This is a genomic window from Actinomadura harenae (genome assembly GCF_003696215.1).
Taxonomy (GTDB): domain Bacteria; phylum Actinomycetota; class Actinomycetes; order Streptosporangiales; family Streptosporangiaceae; genus Spirillospora; species Spirillospora harenae.
In genome coordinates this window covers 115,610-135,421 of record NZ_RFFG01000010.1, presented here as the reverse complement: position 1 = coordinate 135,421, position 19,812 = coordinate 115,610, and the positions used below count along the sequence as shown (strand labels likewise).

The following is a 19,812-nucleotide window of genomic DNA, read 5'->3' as shown; positions in this document are numbered from 1 at the left end:
ACGAGCGACAAGTGATGCCGGGCTCGCCTCAAGGGGCAGGTGATCTCACCGCGAGGCCAGGTAGCCGAGAATCCGCCAAACCGAACGAGAATCGGTGAGAATCCGCCAACTCAACTGGGACGGGACACTCACCCTATGGACCCAACAAACCCAGACCACGCAGGTGACAACAAGCCCGCCCATGTGACAACCACCGTGCTTCGGCTCACTGGCCCAAGCTGGGCCAACGGACACGACAGATAGCTCGGCAGATCAGACGACACGAACCGTGGCACGTCACAGCCCAGACCACACTCGCCCAAAGGGACTGTCGAGTTTCGACTCTGTCCCGTAATCAGTGTGGCGCTGTGTGACGTTGTGTCAGCCGGGAGGGTGCTGGAGGCCACCACGAGTCGAGCGGCGATCTGGATCCGGACTTCAGCAGCTGTTGCTGACACTCTCGCTGAAGCCGTCCGGCTGTTTGCCGCCGCATCTGCCTCGTTTGACGAGCCTTCCCCATCGGGCGCTGCAGTTGAACGCCCGGCCTACCACCTGCCCGGGACGGCAACTCGCCATTCATCTCCTGGCGGTCCAGGGCCCACTCCCAGACCAGTTTTGTAGATGCCAGCCCCGAGCATCCGGGTACGCCTTGCCTTCGGGCAGTCCCTCCTCGGCAAGCCGCTCCTCGCTCAAGCAGAACTCGGGTTGCTCTCCCTGCCCGAGGTGACTGCCTCGCAGCTGGCCCATAAGCATCTCGTAAGCACCGACCGGGCAAACGAAGGCCAAGCAGCCACGACGCGTCCTGTCAGCGTCGGCTCGGCCACAGCGACATTCGCGCCAGCGACGCGTGACTCTCCACGATCAAGAGGGTCCAGGCCAACCACCCCCAGGGGAGGGAGCCGCCGCCTGCCTCGGGAAGTGCCAGTACTGGTGTGGTGGCGAGGGCTTTTCGGGGCCACGTTGTCGACGTCGGCATGCTGATGACCGGCGGGCGAGAGGAGGCCGGAGAATTCCTCGGTCCGGCCCACCTGAGAGACTTCCATCTGCTGGTGGCAGCAGACCAGAGCGTGGGCACACCACGCTGCGGCCCCTCCCCAACGATGGGCGCCCGCGGGTCGACCAATGAGTTCATCAGGCTGAGTCTCAGCGAGATCGACGCACGCGGCCGGGGCATGGTCTAGCGGCACAAGCTCGAGGCCATGCCATATGCCTGTGCGGCGCCATGCCAGGAGTCCTGTCGGTACGGTATGGGCATGAGGGTCACCGAGTTCGATCTGGAGTTGGACGGCGGCCACACCCTGCACGTTTATGACACCGGGACAGGCGACGGCCCCAATCAGCTCACGGTCTTCTGGCACCACGGCACCCCGAACATCGGTGCACCTCCGCGTCCTTTGTTCCCGGCTGCTGTCCGGCAGTCCATTCGCTGGGTCTCTCACGACCGCCCCGGATACGGTGGCTCGAGTCCCGTCCCTGGTCGCAATGTGGCATCAGCGGCCATGCATGTGTCCGCCACCGCCGACGCACTGGCGATCGACCGGTTCGCGGTTATGGGCCACTCTGGCGGCGGCGCCCATGCCCTCGCCTGCGGTGCGCTGCTGGCCGACCGCGTCATCGGCGTGATCAGCGTTGCCCCCATCGCGCCGTTTGACGCCGAGGGGCTCGACTGGTTCGAGGACATGGCGCCCTGCGGCGTGGCTTCCCTGCGTGCCGCCGCCGAGGGACGCTCGGCGAAGGAGAAGTACGAGGCGAGTGCGGAGTTCGACCCCAACATGTTCACGCCAGCCGATCACGCCGCGCTCGCCGGTGAATGGTCGTGGTTCAGCAACGTCGTAGATCCGGCCATCGAGAACGGCCTCGGCGGCCTGATAGACGACGACCTCGCCTACGTCGCGCCATGGGGATTCGATCCGGCTGACATCACCGCCCCCACCCTCATCCTGCACGGCGACCAGGATCGGATCGTGCCCATCTCGCACGGCCAGTGGCTGGCACGCCACTGCCCCACGGCAGAACTTCGACCTGCTGTAGATGACGGGCACATCTCCGTCCTCCACACCGCCCCTGCCGCGCTGGCCTGGCTCCGCGCGTACTCCTGACCGAACGTACCTGCCGGGAACAGCACACCTCAGGCTCAGCGGTTCGGCATTCCTGTTCCGTCCACGCTCGAGATCACGTCCATTGTCGCCATCATTTTTCCAATATTGCCCACTTGTCCGTCCTCTTTATGGGCAGGCACTGTGGAAACTGACCTGGCGCGGGCCTAACGGTTGAATCGACCTCGACCAACGAAGCAGAATGGGGACCTTCCTGCGCCGAAGGGGCCTCCCGTGTTCAAGCACGTCAGCACCGTCATGACGTTCGCCTCCGATCCCGAGGCGTGCGCCCGCTGGTGGGCGGACGCCCTCAGCACCGACCTCCACACCGACATCGCCGACGACGGCCAGGTGTATGCGTGGATCGTCGTCGGCGGCGTCGAAATGGGCTGGCACGAAGCCGACGACGCACGCAACCCCCGCGGCGGAAGCCCCGTCGCCTACTGGGCCGTGCCCGACCTCGACACGGCCCGCAAACACCTCCTCGACGCCGGCGCTGAACACTGGCGCGGCCCCCTCAAGGTCGAATCCGGACGACGCATCTGCCAACTCCGCGATCCGCACGGCATGATCTTCGGCCTTGAGGGCCCCTGAACGAACTTCAGCTCCCGACGCTCCCACCGTCGTGCAGCTCGAACCGGTCGTCGAATCGCTTAGCGCCTGCGATGGGGACGACCTGGCGGTTGTCGTGGAGTTCGACGACGTCGCAGACGCCGGCAGGCCGAGTGCGTTGTGCCAGTCGGGGAGGGCGCGCAGGGTGCGGACGCCGGGCCGGGTCTCTTCGGCGGGTTCGTGGGCCCACTGGTGCAGGAGCGTCCCGCGGACGGCGTTGATGTCGTCGGCGTAGCCGGCTTCCAGCAGGATGAGCCCGGCCTGGCGGTGGGCAGTAGGCGTAGTGCTCGCGTGCGGACAGCGGGACGGGAATCTGGTCCGCGCCCGGGTTCACCCGATGATCCAGGTGAGGGTGACGCCGTCCGGGATGCCACTCTCGTCGAGTTTGACGTCGTACTCGCGGAACGCGCGTGTGGGGCCGTCGACGTTGGCCTTGGCGGTGATCAAGTCGAACAGCACCTGGGCGGGGACGATGCCGAAAACGTCGTGGTGGGTGAAGATGTACAGGCCGCGCAACGCCATCTCGGCGCGTCCGGACGCGCAACGGGCTCGAACATCAGCTGCATCGAGCGCCGCAGGATGGCCAGGTCGTCGGAGGTGACGCCGGTCTTGGCGGCCAGGGGCGCGCTGATTGGGCCGTCTCCGCGGTAGAGGCCGTAGGGGTCGGCGTGCTTGCCGCCCATCTCGGTCTCGGCCGCCTCACTTGGAGCGACGGCACCCACAGCGCCCCATTGTGGGCGCTGTGGGTGTAGGCCCGACGGCCACACGATCCTCGCCCGCCCCAGAGGGCGGGCGCCAAGGCGTCGTGGGCGCACTGATGGTCGTAGCCGAGGATGTTGCGATCCTCGCCCGCCGCGGAGGGCGGGCGCCACAGCCAATGAACTCACACAACTACGGTGAGTGCAAAATGATCTTAAAAGAAATTCGGTCAATAATTCTCAAATCATCCCGTAACTTCTTCGGAACTTCCCAGGGATGTCGTGGGTACTGGAGGTCCCGAAGGCCCAGCGGCCACGACACGTCCCGTCAGCGTCGGCTCGGCCACGGCGACGTTCGCAGCCAGCGACGCGAGGCTCCCCACGATCAGCCAATCCGTCGGGACCGTCCTCGGTGGCCTCAGTCGCGCGGCTGGGTTCCGTGGAGCTGCAGGGACCTCCTGGGCGTAACGGTCCAGGTCACGTGCCGCCTTCAAGCAACTTGGCCTCGTCGTGGCTGTGCTTGGCTTTGTCGGGCTTCTCCTGCTCGCGGTGACGCCGCATCCTGGGCGTGTTCGATGAGCTTCTACAGCGCCGTTTCGATGTCCTTGTCCGCACACCTGCCCGCTCCGGGCAGTGGCCCTGGCCAACACCTCGTCACGACTCTCCATGCCCCCGCCCGGCGGCCTCGAACGTGCGAAGAGCGAGCTCCCGGGCCAGGCTGCGTCCAGGGTCGGAGAGCATCTGGAACGGCAGGTGATGGCTCAATCGGTTTGGACCGGGGTGTTCTGGTTCGCGTGGAGCAGCCAGGCCCCGTTGTCCTGCTTGGTCATGACGTACAGCGGAGCGCCCTCGGAACCGCCGTCGGGTCCGTGGTAGACCTGCCTGACCTTGACGGCGGCCACGTCGGGCCGCAGGAACTGGGTGTGGACGACCTCGTAGGTGACCCTCCCGTCCCAGTCGTCCTTGGGTAGGACGGCGCGGGTGAACTCGGCGATGGCGTCCAGGCCGATCAGGACCTTGCCGTGGGCGGTCGTCCACAGCGCGTCGGGGTGGAACAGCGCCAGGAACCCCTCGGCGTCCTTGGCCTGCTGGGCGCGTTCGACGGCGGCCACGACCTGGGCGATGGCGTCGACGTCGGCGGATGAAGTCGCTACGGCGTTCATGGGAGGGTCCTCACGTCCATTGTGCGGAGCGATTTGCTCCGCACTTGGAAGACGCTAGTGCGGAGCGATCTATTCCGCAAGGTCTAGGATGGCGGGCATGGGTGTCTCCAGACAGCGGCAGGCCCGGCAGGCCGAGGTCGCCCGCAACGACGAGGCCCTCCTCCGGGCCGCCCGCCAGGTGTTCGCCCGCGACGGGGTACACGCCTCGGTCAACGCGATCGCCGAAGCCGCCGGGGTCGGCGTGGGGACGCTCTACCGGCGCTACAACGGCAAGGCCGCCTTGTACGAACGGCTCCTGGAGCTCTCGAACCAGCAGTGGTCGGCGACCGTGCGCACGGCCGCCGACCACCCCGACCCGTGGCAGGGACTGCAGGGCCTGGTCGTCGAAAGCGTCGAGTATGGCCAGGGCACACTGGCGCCGCTGGGAAAGCTGACCTCACTGCCCCCGCGGTCCGCCGCCCTCGCGGACGCGGCGGACCGCGACTTCGAAGCCCTGGTGGGACGCGCGCACGAGTGCGGCGGACTGCGTCGGGATGTCACGGCGACCGACATCCTTCTCCTCATCGAGCAGCTGGGCCTGTCGCCGTTGGTCGAACAGATCCAGGAGTTGGACGACGCCACGCTCACCGCGGAGGCGCGGGCGGCCCGCCGCCGTCTGATCGCGATCGCCCTGGGCGGCCTCGCCGCCGCCCCGCGCGCCGACCTGCCCGAGCCCGCCCCCGCCTTCCGCCTGCTGACGGCCCGCTGGCAGACCTAGCCCGGCCCACCGCCACGCCGTCGGAAGGCGGATCACTCCTTGGTGGCGCAATGCACTCCGTAGGCGGCCTGGTGCAGGGCTGCCGAGGGGCGCTCATCGTGTTCGGCCAGGCCCCGCACCGCGCCTTGGATCGGCATGGTCGGGGCCTCCGTGGCCGATTCCATCTCGACCCCGCCGGCATCGTCAGAGGTCCCGGTGGTCGCCGCGTCCGCCCACCCGGGCGCGATCGCGAAACGCGGGTGGGGGGAGCCAGGCTCGGTAAGGAGCCTCGGCCGTCGTGAAGCCGTCCGACTGCCCGAAGGGCTCGTGGTGCCCGACCTCCGCGCCGATCTCCTCCGCCAGCTCACGCACGGGACACCCTCGATGGCCGCTCCGTCCTGCAGAGTGCCGGCGGACGGGCCCAGCCCGCCCCCTCCCGCGACGACCACCCCCGGCGCCGACCGCCTTCAGGGGCATGAGCGTGCCGGGAGCGTCATCGGCGCGCAGCCCGGGTTGTTTGTGCCCTCCGGCACGGGCCGGCGGCCGCACCGGGCTGATCACCGCGCCCATGACCATGCCGATTCCGAGGCGGCTGGCGATGACGCCCAGGCGGTAGGGGCCCGGAGATGCGCGCGGGTGTAGGCGATGCCGAGGGTGGTCGAGGTGCCGAACGCCGCGACTCGATGGTGTCCAATGGGCCAGGCCGCCCGGCTGCGCCCTGATTGACAACGGCCTGATGCGGCTGCGGGCGCGGTCGCCGCGCTCGATGACGAAGGATTCGGCGAGGAAGCTCCGGGTGGGCATCTGCCGGTGGAGCCCGTCCGCCCCCTGGAGGTCTTGAGGGGGCGGACGGCGACCATGACTACCAGGAGGTGGGCTTGCCGGGAGTGTGCAGCCAGACGTTGAAGAAGCGGGTGAGGTCCTGGCCGGAGACCTGCTGCGCGAGGGTCTCGAAGTCCTCCGTGCTGGCGTTGCCGTACTTGTGTTCGGCGACCCAGGTGCGGACGAGTTGGAAGAAGGAGTCGTCACCGATTTTGTGCCGGAGCGCCTGGAGGGCCATCCCGCCACGGAAGTAGATCGCGCGGTGGAAGATCTCGTCGCGCGTCGGGTCGGCGACCACGACGTCCCAGAAGGCGGGTTGGTACGGCAGGGTGGGAGGCGGGTTGTCGTACCACTGCTGGGACGAGTCCTGCGCGGACGGGCCGCCGTGCTGCTCGGCCCAGTACCACTCGACCCACTTCGCGAAGCCCTCGTTCAGCCAGGTGTCCTTCCACTGTCGGACGGACACGCTGTCGCCGAACCACTGGTGGCTGATCTCGTGCGCCACGCCCCTCTCGACTGGGGGGCTCTGGTAGGTCGGGCGGCCCTGGGTCTCCAGCGCGCTCTCGAGGTTGAGAGGAGGGACATTGTTGTGGTGGACGATCGAGCCGGTGGTGCCGAACGGGTAGGGGCCGAAGCGGTCCCCCAGTTCGTCGGTCACGCGCGTTGTGAGACGCGGGGTGTTGAGCGCGTCGGGATCTGACGCGACGTCCTGGTCCACGGCGTCCAACTGCGAGATGCCCTTGGACGTCGTGGTCGTGCTGACGTTGAAGTGCCCGATCGAGTTGCTGACCAGGTAGGTGGCCATCGGACGATCCTCGCGCCAGAGGAAGGTGTCCTTGCCGCCGGCGCTCCACTGCCCGACGAGGCTGCCGTTCGAGATCGCCTTGAGCCCGCTCGGGACGGTCGTCTCGATCGTGAACAGGGCCTTGTCGGTCGGATGGTCGTTGCTCGGGAACCAGGTGGCCGCCCCGTCGGGCTCGCCCATGACCGTCGCGCCGTCCTTGGTGGGCAGGAACCCGTACAGGTCGTTGAAGACGAACGGCCCGGTCAGCGGCTGCGGAACCCCGTCGTACCGGACGACCACGGTGAACACGCGCGTCTTCGGCAATCCGGCCGACGGCGTGATCTCCAGCTCTCGCTCGCCGGTCCGCTCGAACGACGCGTCCCGCCCGTCTACCCGGACCGACCGCACGTTCATCTTGTAGAGGTCGAGGTTGAACCGCGACAGGTTCTGCGTGGCCGTTGCCGTGATGGTGGTCGTCCCGGTCAGCACCCGTGTCGCCGGGTCGTAGTCGGTCTTCAGGTAGTAGCGCTGGACGTCGTAACCGCCGTTCCCGCTGTTGGGGAAGTACGGATCTCCAAGCCCTGCCGAGCCTGCCTCGTACTGGACTCCGGCAGCCGCGGGAGACACCACTCCGACCGCCATCATCCCCGCGACCAGGACCACCAACGGCCCTCGCCGCATCCCTCTCGAACGCGCACTCTTGAAGCCCGGCACGGCATCTCCTCTCCATCGCCCGCACAAAACGATCTTGAAGTGATCATCACCATAATCACCCCGGCCCTGCCTCACCACTGCGCGCCGCCCTTGATCGTCCCCGCCTCGGCCCCGCCGCCGGACGGGGCCACCCGCGCACCCGCCACACGTGCGACGCGGGTACCGCTCGCATGGGGGCGAACGTCGACTACCGCCCCTAACCGCCCCGGCAAGTGCCAAGGAACGGGAGGGGCGCCTCGATTCCGAGTGTGCGCTGGTCAGAGGCTTCCACCGGGGTGGCTTCTATTGCCCTTGGGGGCCATGGGCGGCAAGGGGTTCATCAACCAAAAGAAGCCCGAACACCGCTGGCCTCGCGGCCGCTGCAGCGGAGACCTGACGGTTCGATCTGACCGATGAGCGGTGGGCGCAGCTGGGGCCGTTGTTGCCGGTGCCTGCACGTTCGGGGTGGCCGTCAAAGTGGACCGGCGGCAGCTCATCGATGGGATCCGCCGGCGTTGCCGGATGGGGTCGCCCCGGCGGGACGTGCCGGAGCCCTACCGGCGTCTGAACATACTTGGCGCAAACCATCACAAGATCGGCAAAGTGGCGTGCTCTTCCCTGTCGAGGTGCTGCCTCCTCACTCGGAGACCAGGGCTACGAATCACGCCCAAGGCCGAGGAGCAGAAGGGGACGGTGGTCGCCTTCAGGATCCGGAATGTCGTGGTGAGCGTGACCGTCCACGAGATCCGTCCCACGCGGCGAGGCGCTGACGCCAAGTGGCTCATCGAACAGCGGACGCGTGCGCGCCGTCTGGCCGGCGAACTGGCCCAGGCCGTTCCCCGGCTGCCGCATTAGAGGTCACCGACCGACTCGCGCGGGCCTTCTCGCCTGGGAGGGCCAGGAGCTGGTTCCGGCAGCGCGCCGATGAGCGGGCCGGACTGGACGCGCAGCTGCCCGCTGTTCGGCGCTCATCACGACCCACCGTTGAGCTTTGCATGTAACTGCCACACCACGGTTCTAGGATTTCGGGTGGCCGCTGACTCCGACACACGACGAGTGAGCGGCTCCGCGCCGCGGCGGTCGCCGCACTCAAGCAGCAGAACTGGATCCGCAGCCCGCAGGTCGAAGCGGCGTTCTTTGCGGTTCCTCGTGAGGTGTTCGGGCCTGGGGCGGCCAGCCTTGAGGCCGCCCACTCCTCTGGGGACGTCTTTTGGAGTCGCTACTACGCGCCGGTTGAAGTCCTCGAAGCCGTCCAGGGCCTTGGCCATGGTGTCGCGGATCCGGTTGTAGTCCTCGGTCCTTTAGGAGGCCGCCGCCAACAGGCGGCGGGTCGGCGGGCGTCGGTCAGCGGGTCGGTTGGCTGCGGGGCGCGACCTTCTGGCCTGACGGCCTCAGTACACAAACCCGCCTCGCTCGAATATGGGCGATCTTCACGAAGCCGATCTATGCCCCTTTTTGACCCGTTTGCTGCGGGTCGCCCCAGTCTGTGGGTGTCCATGAGGTGGGCCGTTCGTTCTCGATGGCGTCCAGCCGCTGTTGCACTTGGGCGGCTCGGTGATGGTTGATCTGCTCGAACAGGTGGCGTGCCTGCTGCCAGGCTTGTCGGGCCTGGTCGAAGTCGCCGGCGGTGGCGTGGGTCTCGCCGATGCCGAGGAGTGCGTCGGCCTGGAGGAAGGTGTCGGACAGGCTGAGCGCTAGTTGATGTTCTTGCCGATACAGGCCGAAGGCGCTGTCGAGGTCTGCGTCGATGAGGTGGAAGAAGGCGAGGTTGCCGATGGCCAGGGCTTCGCTGCGCCGATCGTCCGAGTGCCGGTGGATCGCGATGGCCTGATGAGTGTCGGCGAAGGCTTCGGTAAGGCGCCCAAGGCGTTGTTGGAGCAGCCCACGGTTCAGCAGGGCCCTCGCGCGGTCCTGACGCATGTGGTGGCCGTGGCAAAGGTCGAGGGCCTGGGTGAGTAGGGCGACGCCGTGCTCGTGGTTCCCGCGCTGCCCTCGGACGGTGCCGTATTCGACCAGGGCCCGGGCCCTCCCGACGATGTCGGGAAGCGTCTGGTAGATCTCCAGGGCTCTGCGGCAGGGGTCTTCTGCTTCTTCAAGGCGGTCCATCCTCCAGTAGAAGGAGCCGAGGCTGGACAGCATCAAGGCCTCGGCGGCCGGGTCCGCGGCGGCCTGCGCGGCCAGGACGGCCAGGTGCTGCATGGGCAGGAAGTCGTTGAACTGCTGGCGGACGATGCAGTACTCGTTCTGGATCGCTGCGAGTTGCCACACGCGGGGGTGAAGTCCGGCTCGGTCAGCCGAGTCCTGGATGGCGGAGAGGTTGTGGCGTTCGTCGTCGAACCAGGCCAGCCCCTGGTCGTAGCCGGCGAAAGGCGTGGACGGTGCGGCCTGTTCGGGCAAGAGGTCGGGCAGGGGCTGGGCGCCAATGGCCTGTGCCGCGGCGTGGCCGGTGGCGACGGCCCAGGACGCCAGCCGGGCGATCGGTGCGGTGGGGTCCGGTTCGGGGTCGGCGGCGGCGAGTTCTGCAGCGTAGGCCCGCAGCAGGTCGTGGAGTTCGTAGCGGCCGGAGGTGGTCTGGCGGACCAGGTTCTCGTCCTGTAGCTGTTCGAGGGCGGTCTCAGCCTCGTGGACCGGGGACTCCGCGAGTGCCGCGAGCAGGGCCGGAGTGACGTCGGGGCCTGGGTGGTGGCCCAGGAGGCGGAAGGCGTGTTGGAGCGGTTCGGCGAGGTTGCGGTAGGACAGATCGAAGACGGGTCGTATCGCGCGGCCGCCGGCGCGGATCGTCTCCAGCCGCCGGGCCTGCATCCGGTCGGCATGCTCGGCCAGGCTCCACCCGGGCCGGGAGCGGAGCCGCGCGGCGGTCAGCGCCAACGCCAAGGGGAGACGCTCGCAGTACTTCACGATCCGGGTGGCCGCTTCGGGTTCGGCGGTGACGCGGCCTCGTCCGACGATCCGCATGAGCAGGTCCAGTGACTCGGACCCGGTGAAGGTATCGATCAGGTAAGGGGTGACGCCGTCAAGACCGGCGAGGCTACGGCGGCTGGTGATCAGGACCAGGCAGGCCGGGCCGGCGGGGATGAGGTCGTGAACCTGCTGTTCGTCGGCGGCGTTGTCGAGCAGGATCAGCGCGCTGCGTTCGCGCAGCCGGTCGCGGTACATCGCTGCCCGCTCCTGCCGGGGCACCGGGATCTGCTGCGCGGGCACGCCGAGCTGCCGTAAGAACGCCTCCAGCACCGCAGCAGGGTCGGCAGGCGGGGCGTCGGGGTCGAAGCCGCGTAGGTTCACATACAGCTGCAGGTCGGTGAAATGGCCGGCGCGCAGCAGCTGATGTGCGGTGCGGACGGCGAGCTGGGTCTTGCCCACCCCCGCCATCCCCTCGATCGCCGAGATCACGACCGTTCGGGCGGCCTGGCCCCCGTCGACGCCGCCGTCGGGGCGGGTGGCCGTTTCGATGAGCCGCGCCAGTACGTGATCGCGACCGGTGAAGGTCGCGAGCTCCGCGGGAAGCTGACCGAACACACCGACCGGGCCGCCGGTCCTCGCCAGCCCGTGCACCTTGACGCACGCCTCGCGCCAGGCCGCCACATCCTCCTCCCCCACCCCCAGGGCCCGGACGACCGCCATCACCAGATCCAGGTCCAAGCGCCGGCGACCGGTCTTGAACACGTCCACCACTGTGGTGACCGGGACCTCCCGGGCCGGCCGCATCAGCGACCCGACTCTGCCGGCCAGCATCCGGTAAGACGGCATCCCTGCATATACACGCAGCTCACCCAGTAAAGCGACGAACTCCGCCAGATCCCCGGCTTGGCCGGGATCCGGCACCTTCCGATGCTCACCCACAACGCCCCCGCACAGCAGTGCTCCCGATAGGGAGAGTCTAAGGCGAACTGTACGGGTTGTGCGGGTTCGTACGGGAAACAGGACTCCACTCCGCAGCCTCGGCATCCTGGTACCAGCGAAGCCCCACGACGCACATGAGACTTGGATTTCGCGAAATGGGCGACCGCGAGACGAAACGATGTTCCCAGCATCGCCGTTCGTCATCAACTCTCCACCCGGCAGGTCCGGTGACCGGCAATCAAAACAGCATACGCCGACCCTGCAAAGGACTTATATTTCCCGAAAGGAGGATCATGGACTCTCGTCCGAGTTTGAGAATCGCTACTGCGGGCGCTACGGTCGGCGCCGCCTTCCTTCCGTCGTCGCGATCTCTTTGGCCGCGCCCGCACGAGCCGACTCTTGCGCCATCAGGATCTCGGCCCCGCCAGCGGCGGTTCGGGCGACGTCAACTGGCGCCAGATGCCACGGCCAGACCTCTGAGAACATCCTCGACCTACCTCGTCCGGCAATAAGGACATCCGCTTAGGCGGGAGACAATCAATCGCCGACGTTCCGGGTGCATGGATCAACCACATCGCCTTCACTGCCCCGCCCGGCCCTCCCCCCTAGGGGAGCGCTCACGTTGGCGCCGATAGTTTTATCCGTCACCCCTCTCGCCCTATCGGCACTGCCCGGCCGAGACATCTGACATCGACCATGTCATTCGGTCAATCTCATCGGTTAAGTGAAAGCCTCCAGGAGGACCAATGAAGCTCCGTCTCGCCGCAGCCGCCGCCATGGTGACCGTCACCGCAGGGGCAGGCCTGATCACCGCGCTGCCGGCCTCAGCCAACAGTGGCGGCGGCTGCGGCCCCACCCACGAAGTGGACGGGATGCTCGTCCAGGTGTGCATCTCCTCCAGCGGTACGTCACTGCAGGCCTCGGTCTACACGCGCGAAGACGGCCACAACTCCGTCGACATGACCCTCACCGTGGTGAACACCGACACCGGGCAGACCGTCGGCAACGCTGGGAAGCAGGGGCGCATCGTCGACACCCACCAGGGAAGCCTGGTGGGTCCGTGGGCCGGTGTGCCGGTGGGGCACTACTCCGCCCACGCGACGTTCCGTTCGCCCACCTACTTCGACGCCGGATGGTCCCCCACCCTCTACATCGGCTAACGCGATTCCTCGGGTGATGCCAGGGCCGGACGACGGCCCCGGCATCACCCGACCACAGGCCGACGAGTACTCCAGCAGCGCGCCGTCTGCTGGAGTTGACCTGTGTGCCGATTGGCGACGGCGGCGCGGACTTTGTCGCTTTCCAGCGGGTTGCTTGCCGTGTGGTCCGTTCGTGCGGGGAGTCGACTCAGAGCGTCCACGGTGTCCCGGACAGTGGAGGAGATCGTGGCAAGGTTGCGGCGTAGGAAGATCGCCACGTTCAGGCTCTCTCCGACTTCGGACGCCGCGATCGCCGGAACAGGCTCAACCTCCAGATGAGGGGCCGACCGAGGAGGCGACGGCAACCTCCTCTTCAGCCACTTGCTCAGATGAATGGGCGGCTAAGCAACGGTGCATTCGCTCGCGCATCCCAGCCCCACAGCGATACGCCGGCTCGCTGGCAACACAGCTGGGCCGACTCGCATCGGCCCAGCCAGCAGGCGCCTGACTGTTCAGACGAGCATCCTCACCCAGCCAGGCCCGCACCGAGTCAGCGATACCGGGGAGTTCGGAGGCCGGAAGGTTACGAGGCGGGCAGCGGTCACACTGTGCTCGCTCAAACCGCGGCCGCCTTCCGGTCGAGCCCGACCTTGCCACGCCTCATGTCGAACCGTTCCTGATTGTCCATGAATAACGCTGGTGACGCCGTCACCGTATGGCAGGTGCCCTGGGGCGGGAAACGATCGGACGCCGGCGGGGAATCGATCTCTAGGTGGTAGGGACCGCGCAGGTCAGGCGCACTTATGACCACCCCTGCCTGCGGGGTCCCCAGCACCTCACCCCAAATGGATCACGGGGTAAGGCGGCGGCGGACCGAAGTGATGACCAGGCGGGCCGGGCGGGTGGGGCGCAGAAGGCCGGCAACAAGGGGACTGCACGGTTTTCCGGCTCTGTCCCGTAATCGGTAGTGGCGTTGGGTGATCGCCTGCCAGGCCAAGCCTGGCGGTCCGGCGGCGGGACGTCCGGTGCGCCGCCTGGATCGCCACCACCGGAGCCGCCGACCTGCCCCACCTGCACGGCTTCATCAACGGCCTCGAACTCGACCGCCAGGCCGTGAACGCCGGCCTCACCCTCCCGCACCACAACGGCCGAACCGAAGGCGTCAACGAACCCGCACCAAACGGATCATGAGGCAGATGCACGGCCACGCCGGATTCGACCTCCTACGCCACCGCATCCTGCTGCACTGACGAACACCCAGCGCCACCACCGAAATACGAGACAGAGCCGCTAACTCTGGACAGGCCCGATGGCCTCACCCGGACGACCGAACGTCGTACCGGCGTCGGAACCTTCCCGATGTGCATACGCCCCTGGAGCGTCTTTGTGTCGGCGGTCCGGTCCCGACCGTGCGGCCGACCAGAACATGCCGTGTCTGGTTCAGGGCTGCTGCCGGGCTTCAGAGGCACGGGCAGGGAGCGAACTGCCCGGGGCATAGAGCCAGGCGTCAGCGGTGTACTCCTTGGTGGTGAACGGGCACCGGTGGAAGTCCTCGGCGTTGATGCCCGGGTATCCGTGGGGGACGGTCTCTTCGTAGAAGTGGGCGGACAGCAGGGCCGCCAGGGGGTGGGCCGGCGGGGCTGCGTCCAGGGCGGCGCGCAGGGGTGTGGCGTCGAGCATGCGGGCGAGGATTTCCAGGGGGCGGCCGTTGGCCGCTCCGGTGTCGTCGATGGCGATGTCCCCGGCGTGAAGAGCGACTCTGACGCGGATCTGCGTGAGTTCACCAGCCAGCCGGTTGTGAGAGTGAAGCTGGTGGGCCAGCTGCTGCAGCAGGGGGTGGATCATCGCGGTTTTGGGGGTGTGGGCGGGTGCCGCGATCCTGAATCCGTCGCCCAGGTCGTGGATCTGACAGTGGTCCCACTCGATGCCGCTCTGCCGGAGGGATTCCTGGAGTGCTGTCCGCAGCGCGCCTCGGATCGCGGTGGACGCGGCGTTGCCGCGACCTGAGGAGCGGGCGATGTCGGCCGCCAGCAGCGGCCGGTAGGTCGGGTTCCGTGCCGCGTCGTCGCGGCGTGGTGCGGTGTTCGGACGAGGCGGTCCCTGCTGGGTGGTGATGGTGTTCTGATTTCCGACGACGATGTTTCCGATCGCGTCACCGCCGACGGTGACGGTGGGACGTTCGTTCGGCGGGTTGGTCATCTGATGGTCTCCTTCGCTGTCTGCCATGGGGTTCAGGACGGCCGTGTCCAACTGCCGCAGACGGAGCAGGAAGCCCGGCTCAGGGAGCCGCCGTCGAGAATGGGTGTCCCCTCCTCCACGGTGGCGGATCTGCCGTCGGAGGAGATCGTGATCGTGAGCCTCGCCGTTCCGATCCGCGAGCCGCAGCTCCCCTCGCTGAGGTTGTGGATCGGCACCGTCCCCTCGAAGGTTCCGGCGCCGCCGCTGAACGTCAACGTGGTGCCGCATTCGTCGAGGCCGTAGGAACCGGAGCCTTGCGAGGTGATCTTCACGGTTCCGGCGGGTGTCACCCACACGCCGGACAGGTCGTTGGGCGAGGGCTGGTTCAGCTCCTTGGTGATGGCGTCCAGAATCTTGGGGCCGAACACGACCCCGATCAGGACTGCGGCGATGGCGATGAACTTGGCCACGGCCGCGGAACCCGCCGCGGCCCCCGCTGCGGAGGAGGCTGTGGAGGTGGCTGCGGAGCTCACCACAGGAGTCGCCGCGTGAGGTGCGGATGTTGCCGCCTTTCCGGCGGCGCCGCCTGCCTTGCCGCTGGCCCCTGGGGCGTTGGAGCCGGCTCCCGGGGACCTGGCCCCTGTACCTGGGACGGCCGAGTGCGGCAGAGAAGGGGTGGTGGAAGGTGGGACCGGCGTTGGGGGAAGCGGCGGCGGGGTGACGATCACTGCCGTGTGGTGCACTGGGGCGAGATTGGCCATGTGGCTCGCGGGTGTGAGGGGCGCGCCGTGAGCCGGTATCGGGCTGGTGGCCATGTTCGGCAGTAACTGGTTGGCGTGCTGGGCGGCGCCGACGCTGTGGGCGTCCTGGAGTTTCCTCCACAGGTGGATCGCTTCGGCGAGGAGCAGCGCTCCCACCACGTAGCGGCCCCGGACCAGGCTCCGGACTCCTTCCTCGTGGAGGAAGTAGGCTTCGGCCCGCTTGTCTCCGGCGCTGTGCGCGGCCTGCCAGCCGAGTCCCAGCATCCGAGCCCACGCGTCAGTGTGTCGTGATGCGGCCAGCTTCGGCGCCGCCGCCCTGGCCAGTCGCACGGCGAGCGCGTCATGCCCGGCTGCGTGGGCGAGTTCCACGGCCTGCTCCAGGGCCGCACTGCGTGCGGCGACCTGCTCGGGTTCTGTCGTGGGCCGTGCCGTCCAGTCGATGTAGTGCCCGCAGACGCGGTCGATGGGGAACGGCTTGTTCCACTTGTTGGAGACTGCGGCGACGGCGTCGGCCGCGCACCGGTATCCGCGCTCATCGGCTATGAGGAGACCGAGCCTGGCCAGCTCTTCGCACAGTGCCTTGTCAGCGCCGGTGAGGGCGCCGATGTCGGCTGGCGTGAGCGTCGCGTCCAGGGTGGCCAGGAGTTTCAGCACGGCTTCGGCGGTGGTGCCGCACTGGTCGAGCAGCAGAGGTACGAGGTCTGGGACGTCACCGGGGCGAGGGAGATGTGAAGCCGAGCCGCTGTTTCGGGCGAAGGCGGCGGCGCGAAGCAGCAGCAGTGGCCGTCCTCCGGTGGCCGACCACAGCTTGGATGCGGCCGCCCGCTCGTCGTCCTGCAGTTCGGGAAGTTCCCTGCTCAGGAGCGCCATTGCCGCGGATTCGCACAGCCCGTCGACGGCGATGGCGGTGCCGTCCAGCCCTTGCAGCGTCCGCTCGTGACTGGCGAGCACGAAACTCGCGGCGGGGGCATAGTCGGCGAGCGCCTGGATGTGTTCGCCGGTCAGGTCGGCGTTGTCGAGGCACACGGTGACGTCGACACCCACCATGAGGCGCCGCAGCTCGTTGGCGGCGGGGGCGTAGGGGACGTCGCTCCGGTAGCAGGCCTCGAAGATCTCCTGGGCGAGGTCGGTGACCTCACGGCCGCGGGCGTCCAGGTACACCACCCCTGCCCCCACGGCAGGCTCCGCTCCCGCGAACTGGCGCAGCAGCGTGCTCGTCCCGACTCCGGACGGGCCGTACAGCTGGACGATGTCGCTGGACCGGACGGCCTTGCGCAACGCGGCCAGGTCCTCGTCTCGGCCCAGGGGCGCGTTCTGCCTTCGCGGCTGGAGTCGGATCCGTTCACGGCGGACGACCTCGGGCCGGGGCGTCGCCACGTTGACGATCGAGCCGCCGTCCGCGTTGAACACGATGTTGTGGTCACCGCAGACCACATGACCGTAGGCGTTCCCGCCAACGAAGATGCCGGGCGCGTCTCCGGCATCGGATGCGCCGCTGTTCGCCTGTTCGTCCATGACCACCTCGCGATCCTCGAGACCCGCACCGGCCGCATGATGATCCGAGTGGAGCGAACCTCCCGGCCGGACGGCACTGAGGCTCGCGCTCGGTTACTCACCGTGCGGGCCGCTAACTCTCGTGGCTCCTCCAGCCCGCCACCACGTACTAATACGCACACGGGCCAGGTTGTACAGACAATCACGCCTGTATGAGAGGCATGCCCGGTTGACCTGGGCTTTCTCAGGGATCGACTTCCTCCCGCAAGGGGGTGGGCGGTGGACCTGCGGCCGGTACCGTCGCGGACGCTGCTCCCACAACCGAGCCCCAAGCCGCCTCAGCGCGGGGCTCTTCGGCTGGGCTGACGATCGCGCACAGTTGGGTGTGCCTCGGCAGGTGGTGCCGACAGCGCGTCCGCTGCTCTTCCCCTCGCCAGTTCCGGTCCTGGTAACCGGCACCAATGTGATGCCGCCCGCGCCTGGCACGCGGCCACCCGCAGGCAGTCGGAGGACCTGTTCACCGGTTCTGCGGCTACCGGCCTTGTTGGCGGACCTGGGTGCCGTCCTCGCGCAGGACGTCAAGGTTGTCGGCGGCGCATGGCCGTTGGCGGTGTTCTCCGGTGGCTCGGGCGGCTGGCTGTCAGGATCGGGAGCATGACCGACGGCACAGGGGCGCTTACCGGGCAGTGGCTTTCGGAGGGCACGCGCAGGGTTCTGGCCGACGTGGCCCGGGAACGGCAGGCGCAGGATGCGATGTGGGGCCTTCAGGACTTCCCCGACGGCACGGGCCTGCCCGGTTCTGAGGAGGAGGCCGACGCCGCCAAGGCGCTGGTGGAGGCCAACTGGAAGTCCGGGGCGCTGACCTGGTGGCAGGTGCTTCACGAGGAGGTTCGTGAAGCCGCTGCCGAGAGCGAGCCCGCCAAGCTGCGAACCGAACTGGTTCAGAGTGCGGCTGTGGCCGTCAAGTGGGTCGAGGCCCTGGACCGCCGTAACGGGATGCTCGAGCACCGGACCAAGCAGGGCGGCGGACGTGCCGAGTGGTTGATCCGTGACGGCGACGCCTCCGACATCGATCCGGGTCGGCTTCGTGTGGCCGAACCTGGGGAGTTCCGGAGCCTGCTCATGGTCAAGGCTTATGCGGCGCTGGGTGACTACATCAGCGATCCCTGCCAGGCGAACGTCGTCGAGTTGGCCGAGGTCGTCTGCGCTCTCGCGGCTGGCGACGGGTTGTCGCCTCAAGACCTGGAGGCGCACCGAGCCCGGGAGGCGGAGGCGCGCGGCGGGTTCCACGGTCGGCTGGTGGTGTCCGACTCCGCCCGGCCCGAGCCGTCTGAAGGCGCAGCTCCTGTCTCGGAGCGCTGAAGCAGCGGGCGAAGGACGACCTGCACGGCTTGAGAAGCTGGCTCGCTTCAAAGGCGTGCTGCCACAACGCCCCGGGGCTTGGGGCCCACGCACCAGGGTCGGACAGCCGGACTCAGCTGCCGTTGTGTCGGGCTTAGGGGAGGTTCGGTTTGCCGATGGAGTACCGGCACAGGCCGTCATAGGTACTGGTCAGGATTCCGCTGTTGCGTTCGATGACGGTACGGGACCCGATGTTGCCGGTGGCGCAGACCAGCACGACCGGGTCGATCCCCAATCGCCACGCAATCGGTAGGGCGGCAGCCAGCATTCCGGTGGCGTGCCCCTCTCGTCGGCGGCCGGGGCGAACCGCGTACCCGATGTGATTGGCGTCGCTCCGCTCAGGCGAAGGCGACGGGAAGTCATCCTTGGAGCGGGCCCACGACACCGGCACCGGGACCCGTGACGGCTCGGCTCCCTTGGACCGCTGGCGACTCAGCCTCCTCGCCGCCGTCTCCTGCCGCACCCCTGCGCCGACCGCGGCGGCGTGGCCGCCGTCGGAATGGCACGACAGCGGCCACGCCTCACCCGCAGGGGGTGATTAACGCCGGGGAATTTTCGCCGGGGATCGTCTGACCAGGACCGCGAGACAGCACTGCCCGGAGGGGTAGGGGGCCGGGGCTGCGTCGCGACGATCGTTGGGTGAAAGACCCATGAACTCAGCGAGGGGCGAGGGTCTTGCAGAGATCCTCGGGATGCCCGCTGAGGTACAGGATCGTCTTGGTGGTGTGCCCGTTGACGGTGGCCACCCGGATGGCCGAGTAGTCACGTTTGCCGATGATGTAGAGGTGGTTCGGCGGGTTGTCACCCTTGTGCAAGGTCTCGGCGATCTCGTTGCCGGTGAGGATGTGTGAGGTCGGGTCCGGGTAGCTGAACGTCGCGTTACCGCTGATCCAGCGGACGACCGTCTTGCCCGTCCACATGTTGCGCGCCCGGATGTTCAGCGGCCCGTAGCCGACGTCGTACACCGGCTGGCCCGCGTCGTTGGACCACGACTCGATCGTCACCTGGTTGACCGGGGAGTCGACATGGACCGGGAACGGACACACGTCTCCAGCCGCGTACTCCGCGGGCGGATAGTTCGGGTGCGTGATGACCGGGCCGTTGAAACCCCCGCCGGGCGCCGCGCGCTTCACCGCGTGTCCGCCCGTCGTCGCGTGGCCACCTGCCGTCGCCGGCACGGACGCCGTCGCCACCAGTCCCACCGCCGTCGCCACCACCACCACCAGCCAGGACTTGCGTCGCATATGCTGCCTCCGCGTTGAGAGAAGCCCACGCCCACGCCAAGGCGTCCCCCGTCACACACTCGACCATTCCAGCGAACGGTGGCCGGTTCGCGCCGCGCCACGCGCCAGATACACCGGGCCTGGCCCCTGCGGGCGCTCCCGCATGTACCCCGGCGGCACCTCAACGTGTGGC

At 68.1% G+C, this 19,812-nt stretch carries 15 protein-coding genes and 1 pseudogene; 6 read left to right on the top strand and 10 right to left on the bottom strand.

Annotation, left to right across the window (positions count from 1 at the left end; all coding sequences use genetic code 11):
• The first annotated feature begins 1,232 nt into the window (after positions 1 to 1,232).
• Positions 1,233 to 2,078, top strand: a complete 846-nt coding sequence (locus EBO15_RS08195) for an alpha/beta fold hydrolase (protein WP_122193724.1) — start codon at positions 1,233 to 1,235, stop codon at positions 2,076 to 2,078.
• 231 nt (positions 2,079 to 2,309) lie between these two features.
• Complete coding sequence (locus EBO15_RS08190; protein WP_122193704.1) at positions 2,310 to 2,669, top strand: VOC family protein; 360 nt, start codon at positions 2,310 to 2,312, stop codon at positions 2,667 to 2,669.
• A gap of 348 nt (positions 2,670 to 3,017) precedes the next feature.
• Here EBO15_RS08190 and EBO15_RS45165 read toward each other — a convergent pair whose 3' ends face one another.
• The 3 genes from EBO15_RS45165 to EBO15_RS08175 all read right to left on the bottom strand — a co-directional run bounded on the left by EBO15_RS45165 (position 3,018) and on the right by EBO15_RS08175 (position 4,548).
• Positions 3,018 to 3,209, bottom strand: coding sequence for a hypothetical protein (locus EBO15_RS45165; protein ID WP_199744402.1), 192 nt, complete (start codon positions 3,207 to 3,209; stop codon positions 3,018 to 3,020).
• Positions 3,131 to 3,370: a hypothetical protein gene (locus EBO15_RS47240; protein ID WP_147481421.1), complete on the bottom strand. Its 240-nt coding sequence runs from the start codon at positions 3,368 to 3,370 to the stop codon at positions 3,131 to 3,133. Before EBO15_RS47240 ends, EBO15_RS45165 begins: the two co-directional genes overlap by 79 nt.
• A 776-nt stretch (positions 3,371 to 4,146) precedes the next feature.
• A complete protein-coding gene (locus tag EBO15_RS08175) occupies positions 4,147 to 4,548 on the bottom strand; it encodes an SgcJ/EcaC family oxidoreductase (protein WP_122193701.1) in 402 nt (133 codons plus the stop codon).
• A gap of 97 nt (positions 4,549 to 4,645) precedes the next feature.
• Here EBO15_RS08175 and EBO15_RS08170 point away from each other — a divergent pair, with 97 nt between their 5' ends.
• Entirely contained in the window at positions 4,646 to 5,305 is a 660-nt protein-coding gene (locus EBO15_RS08170; RefSeq protein WP_158628158.1) for a TetR/AcrR family transcriptional regulator, read from the top strand.
• Positions 5,306 to 5,488: 183 nt separating this feature from the next.
• Here EBO15_RS08170 and EBO15_RS44090 read toward each other — a convergent pair whose 3' ends face one another.
• The 3 genes from EBO15_RS44090 to EBO15_RS08155 all read right to left on the bottom strand — a co-directional run bounded on the left by EBO15_RS44090 (position 5,489) and on the right by EBO15_RS08155 (position 11,405).
• The gene (locus EBO15_RS44090) at positions 5,489 to 5,656 is read right to left on the bottom strand and encodes a hypothetical protein (protein ID WP_158628157.1); all 168 of its coding nucleotides are present in this window, start codon (positions 5,654 to 5,656) and stop codon (positions 5,489 to 5,491) included.
• 490 nt (positions 5,657 to 6,146) lie between these two features.
• Complete coding sequence (locus EBO15_RS08165) at positions 6,147 to 7,553, bottom strand: M1 family metallopeptidase (RefSeq protein ID WP_158628156.1); 1,407 nt, start codon at positions 7,551 to 7,553, stop codon at positions 6,147 to 6,149.
• A 1,473-nt stretch (positions 7,554 to 9,026) separates the two neighbouring features.
• On the bottom strand, positions 9,027 to 11,405 hold the full coding sequence (locus tag EBO15_RS08155) for a tetratricopeptide repeat protein (protein WP_158628155.1): 2,379 nt from the start codon (positions 11,403 to 11,405) through the stop codon (positions 9,027 to 9,029).
• 764 nt (positions 11,406 to 12,169) lie between these two features.
• On the opposite strand from EBO15_RS08155, the gene EBO15_RS08150 reads away from it, so the two are divergent.
• Together EBO15_RS08150 and EBO15_RS08145 are read left to right on the top strand one after the other, a co-directional pair.
• Positions 12,170 to 12,583, top strand: a complete 414-nt coding sequence (locus EBO15_RS08150) for a hypothetical protein (protein WP_122193696.1) — start codon at positions 12,170 to 12,172, stop codon at positions 12,581 to 12,583.
• A gap of 996 nt (positions 12,584 to 13,579) precedes the next feature.
• Positions 13,580 to 13,812: pseudogene (locus tag EBO15_RS08145) on the top strand (transposase); the annotation flags it as partial.
• A 190-nt stretch (positions 13,813 to 14,002) separates the two neighbouring features.
• Here the strand turns inward: EBO15_RS08145 and EBO15_RS08140 are convergent.
• The gene (locus tag EBO15_RS08140; RefSeq protein ID WP_122193695.1) at positions 14,003 to 14,761 is read right to left on the bottom strand and encodes a hypothetical protein; all 759 of its coding nucleotides are present in this window, start codon (positions 14,759 to 14,761) and stop codon (positions 14,003 to 14,005) included.
• A 32-nt stretch (positions 14,762 to 14,793) separates the two neighbouring features.
• Positions 14,794 to 17,016, bottom strand: a complete 2,223-nt coding sequence (locus EBO15_RS08135) for an ATP-binding protein (protein WP_147481420.1) — start codon at positions 17,014 to 17,016, stop codon at positions 14,794 to 14,796.
• 633 nt (positions 17,017 to 17,649) lie between these two features.
• Here EBO15_RS08135 and EBO15_RS45160 point away from each other — a divergent pair.
• Positions 17,650 to 18,357 carry a nucleoside triphosphate pyrophosphohydrolase family protein gene (locus tag EBO15_RS45160; RefSeq protein ID WP_199744398.1) on the top strand — a complete coding sequence of 236 codons (708 nt, stop codon included), beginning with the start codon at positions 17,650 to 17,652 and terminating at the stop codon, positions 18,355 to 18,357.
• A gap of 133 nt (positions 18,358 to 18,490) precedes the next feature.
• Here EBO15_RS45160 and EBO15_RS08125 read toward each other — a convergent pair whose 3' ends face one another.
• Both EBO15_RS08125 and EBO15_RS08120 read right to left on the bottom strand, forming a co-directional pair.
• Entirely contained in the window at positions 18,491 to 18,781 is a 291-nt protein-coding gene (locus EBO15_RS08125; RefSeq protein WP_233616051.1) for a GNAT family N-acetyltransferase, read from the bottom strand.
• Positions 18,782 to 19,052: 271 nt separating this feature from the next.
• On the bottom strand, positions 19,053 to 19,640 hold the full coding sequence (locus EBO15_RS08120; RefSeq protein ID WP_122193692.1) for a hypothetical protein: 588 nt from the start codon (positions 19,638 to 19,640) through the stop codon (positions 19,053 to 19,055).
• Positions 19,641 to 19,812: the final 172 nt, after the last annotated feature.

Excerpts from the sequence above, each read along its gene's own strand:
- EBO15_RS08195 (WP_122193724.1), top strand. The coding sequence starts at position 1,233 with ATGAGGGTCACCGAGTTCGATCTGGAGTTGGACGGCGGCCACACCCTG.
- EBO15_RS45165 (WP_199744402.1), bottom strand. The coding sequence starts at position 3,209 with ATGGCGTTGCGCGGCCTGTACATCTTCACCCACCACGACGTTTTCGGC.
- EBO15_RS47240 (WP_147481421.1), bottom strand. The coding sequence starts at position 3,370 with ATGGGCGGCAAGCACGCCGACCCCTACGGCCTCTACCGCGGAGACGGC.
- EBO15_RS08175 (WP_122193701.1), bottom strand. The coding sequence starts at position 4,548 with ATGAACGCCGTAGCGACTTCATCCGCCGACGTCGACGCCATCGCCCAG.
- EBO15_RS08170 (WP_158628158.1), top strand. The coding sequence starts at position 4,646 with ATGGGTGTCTCCAGACAGCGGCAGGCCCGGCAGGCCGAGGTCGCCCGC.
- EBO15_RS08150 (WP_122193696.1), top strand. The coding sequence starts at position 12,170 with ATGAAGCTCCGTCTCGCCGCAGCCGCCGCCATGGTGACCGTCACCGCA.
- EBO15_RS08140 (WP_122193695.1), bottom strand. The coding sequence starts at position 14,761 with ATGACCAACCCGCCGAACGAACGTCCCACCGTCACCGTCGGCGGTGAC.
- EBO15_RS08135 (WP_147481420.1), bottom strand. The coding sequence starts at position 17,016 with ATGGACGAACAGGCGAACAGCGGCGCATCCGATGCCGGAGACGCGCCC.
- EBO15_RS45160 (WP_199744398.1), top strand. The coding sequence starts at position 17,650 with ATGACCGACGGCACAGGGGCGCTTACCGGGCAGTGGCTTTCGGAGGGC.
- EBO15_RS08120 (WP_122193692.1), bottom strand. The coding sequence starts at position 19,640 with ATGCGACGCAAGTCCTGGCTGGTGGTGGTGGTGGCGACGGCGGTGGGA.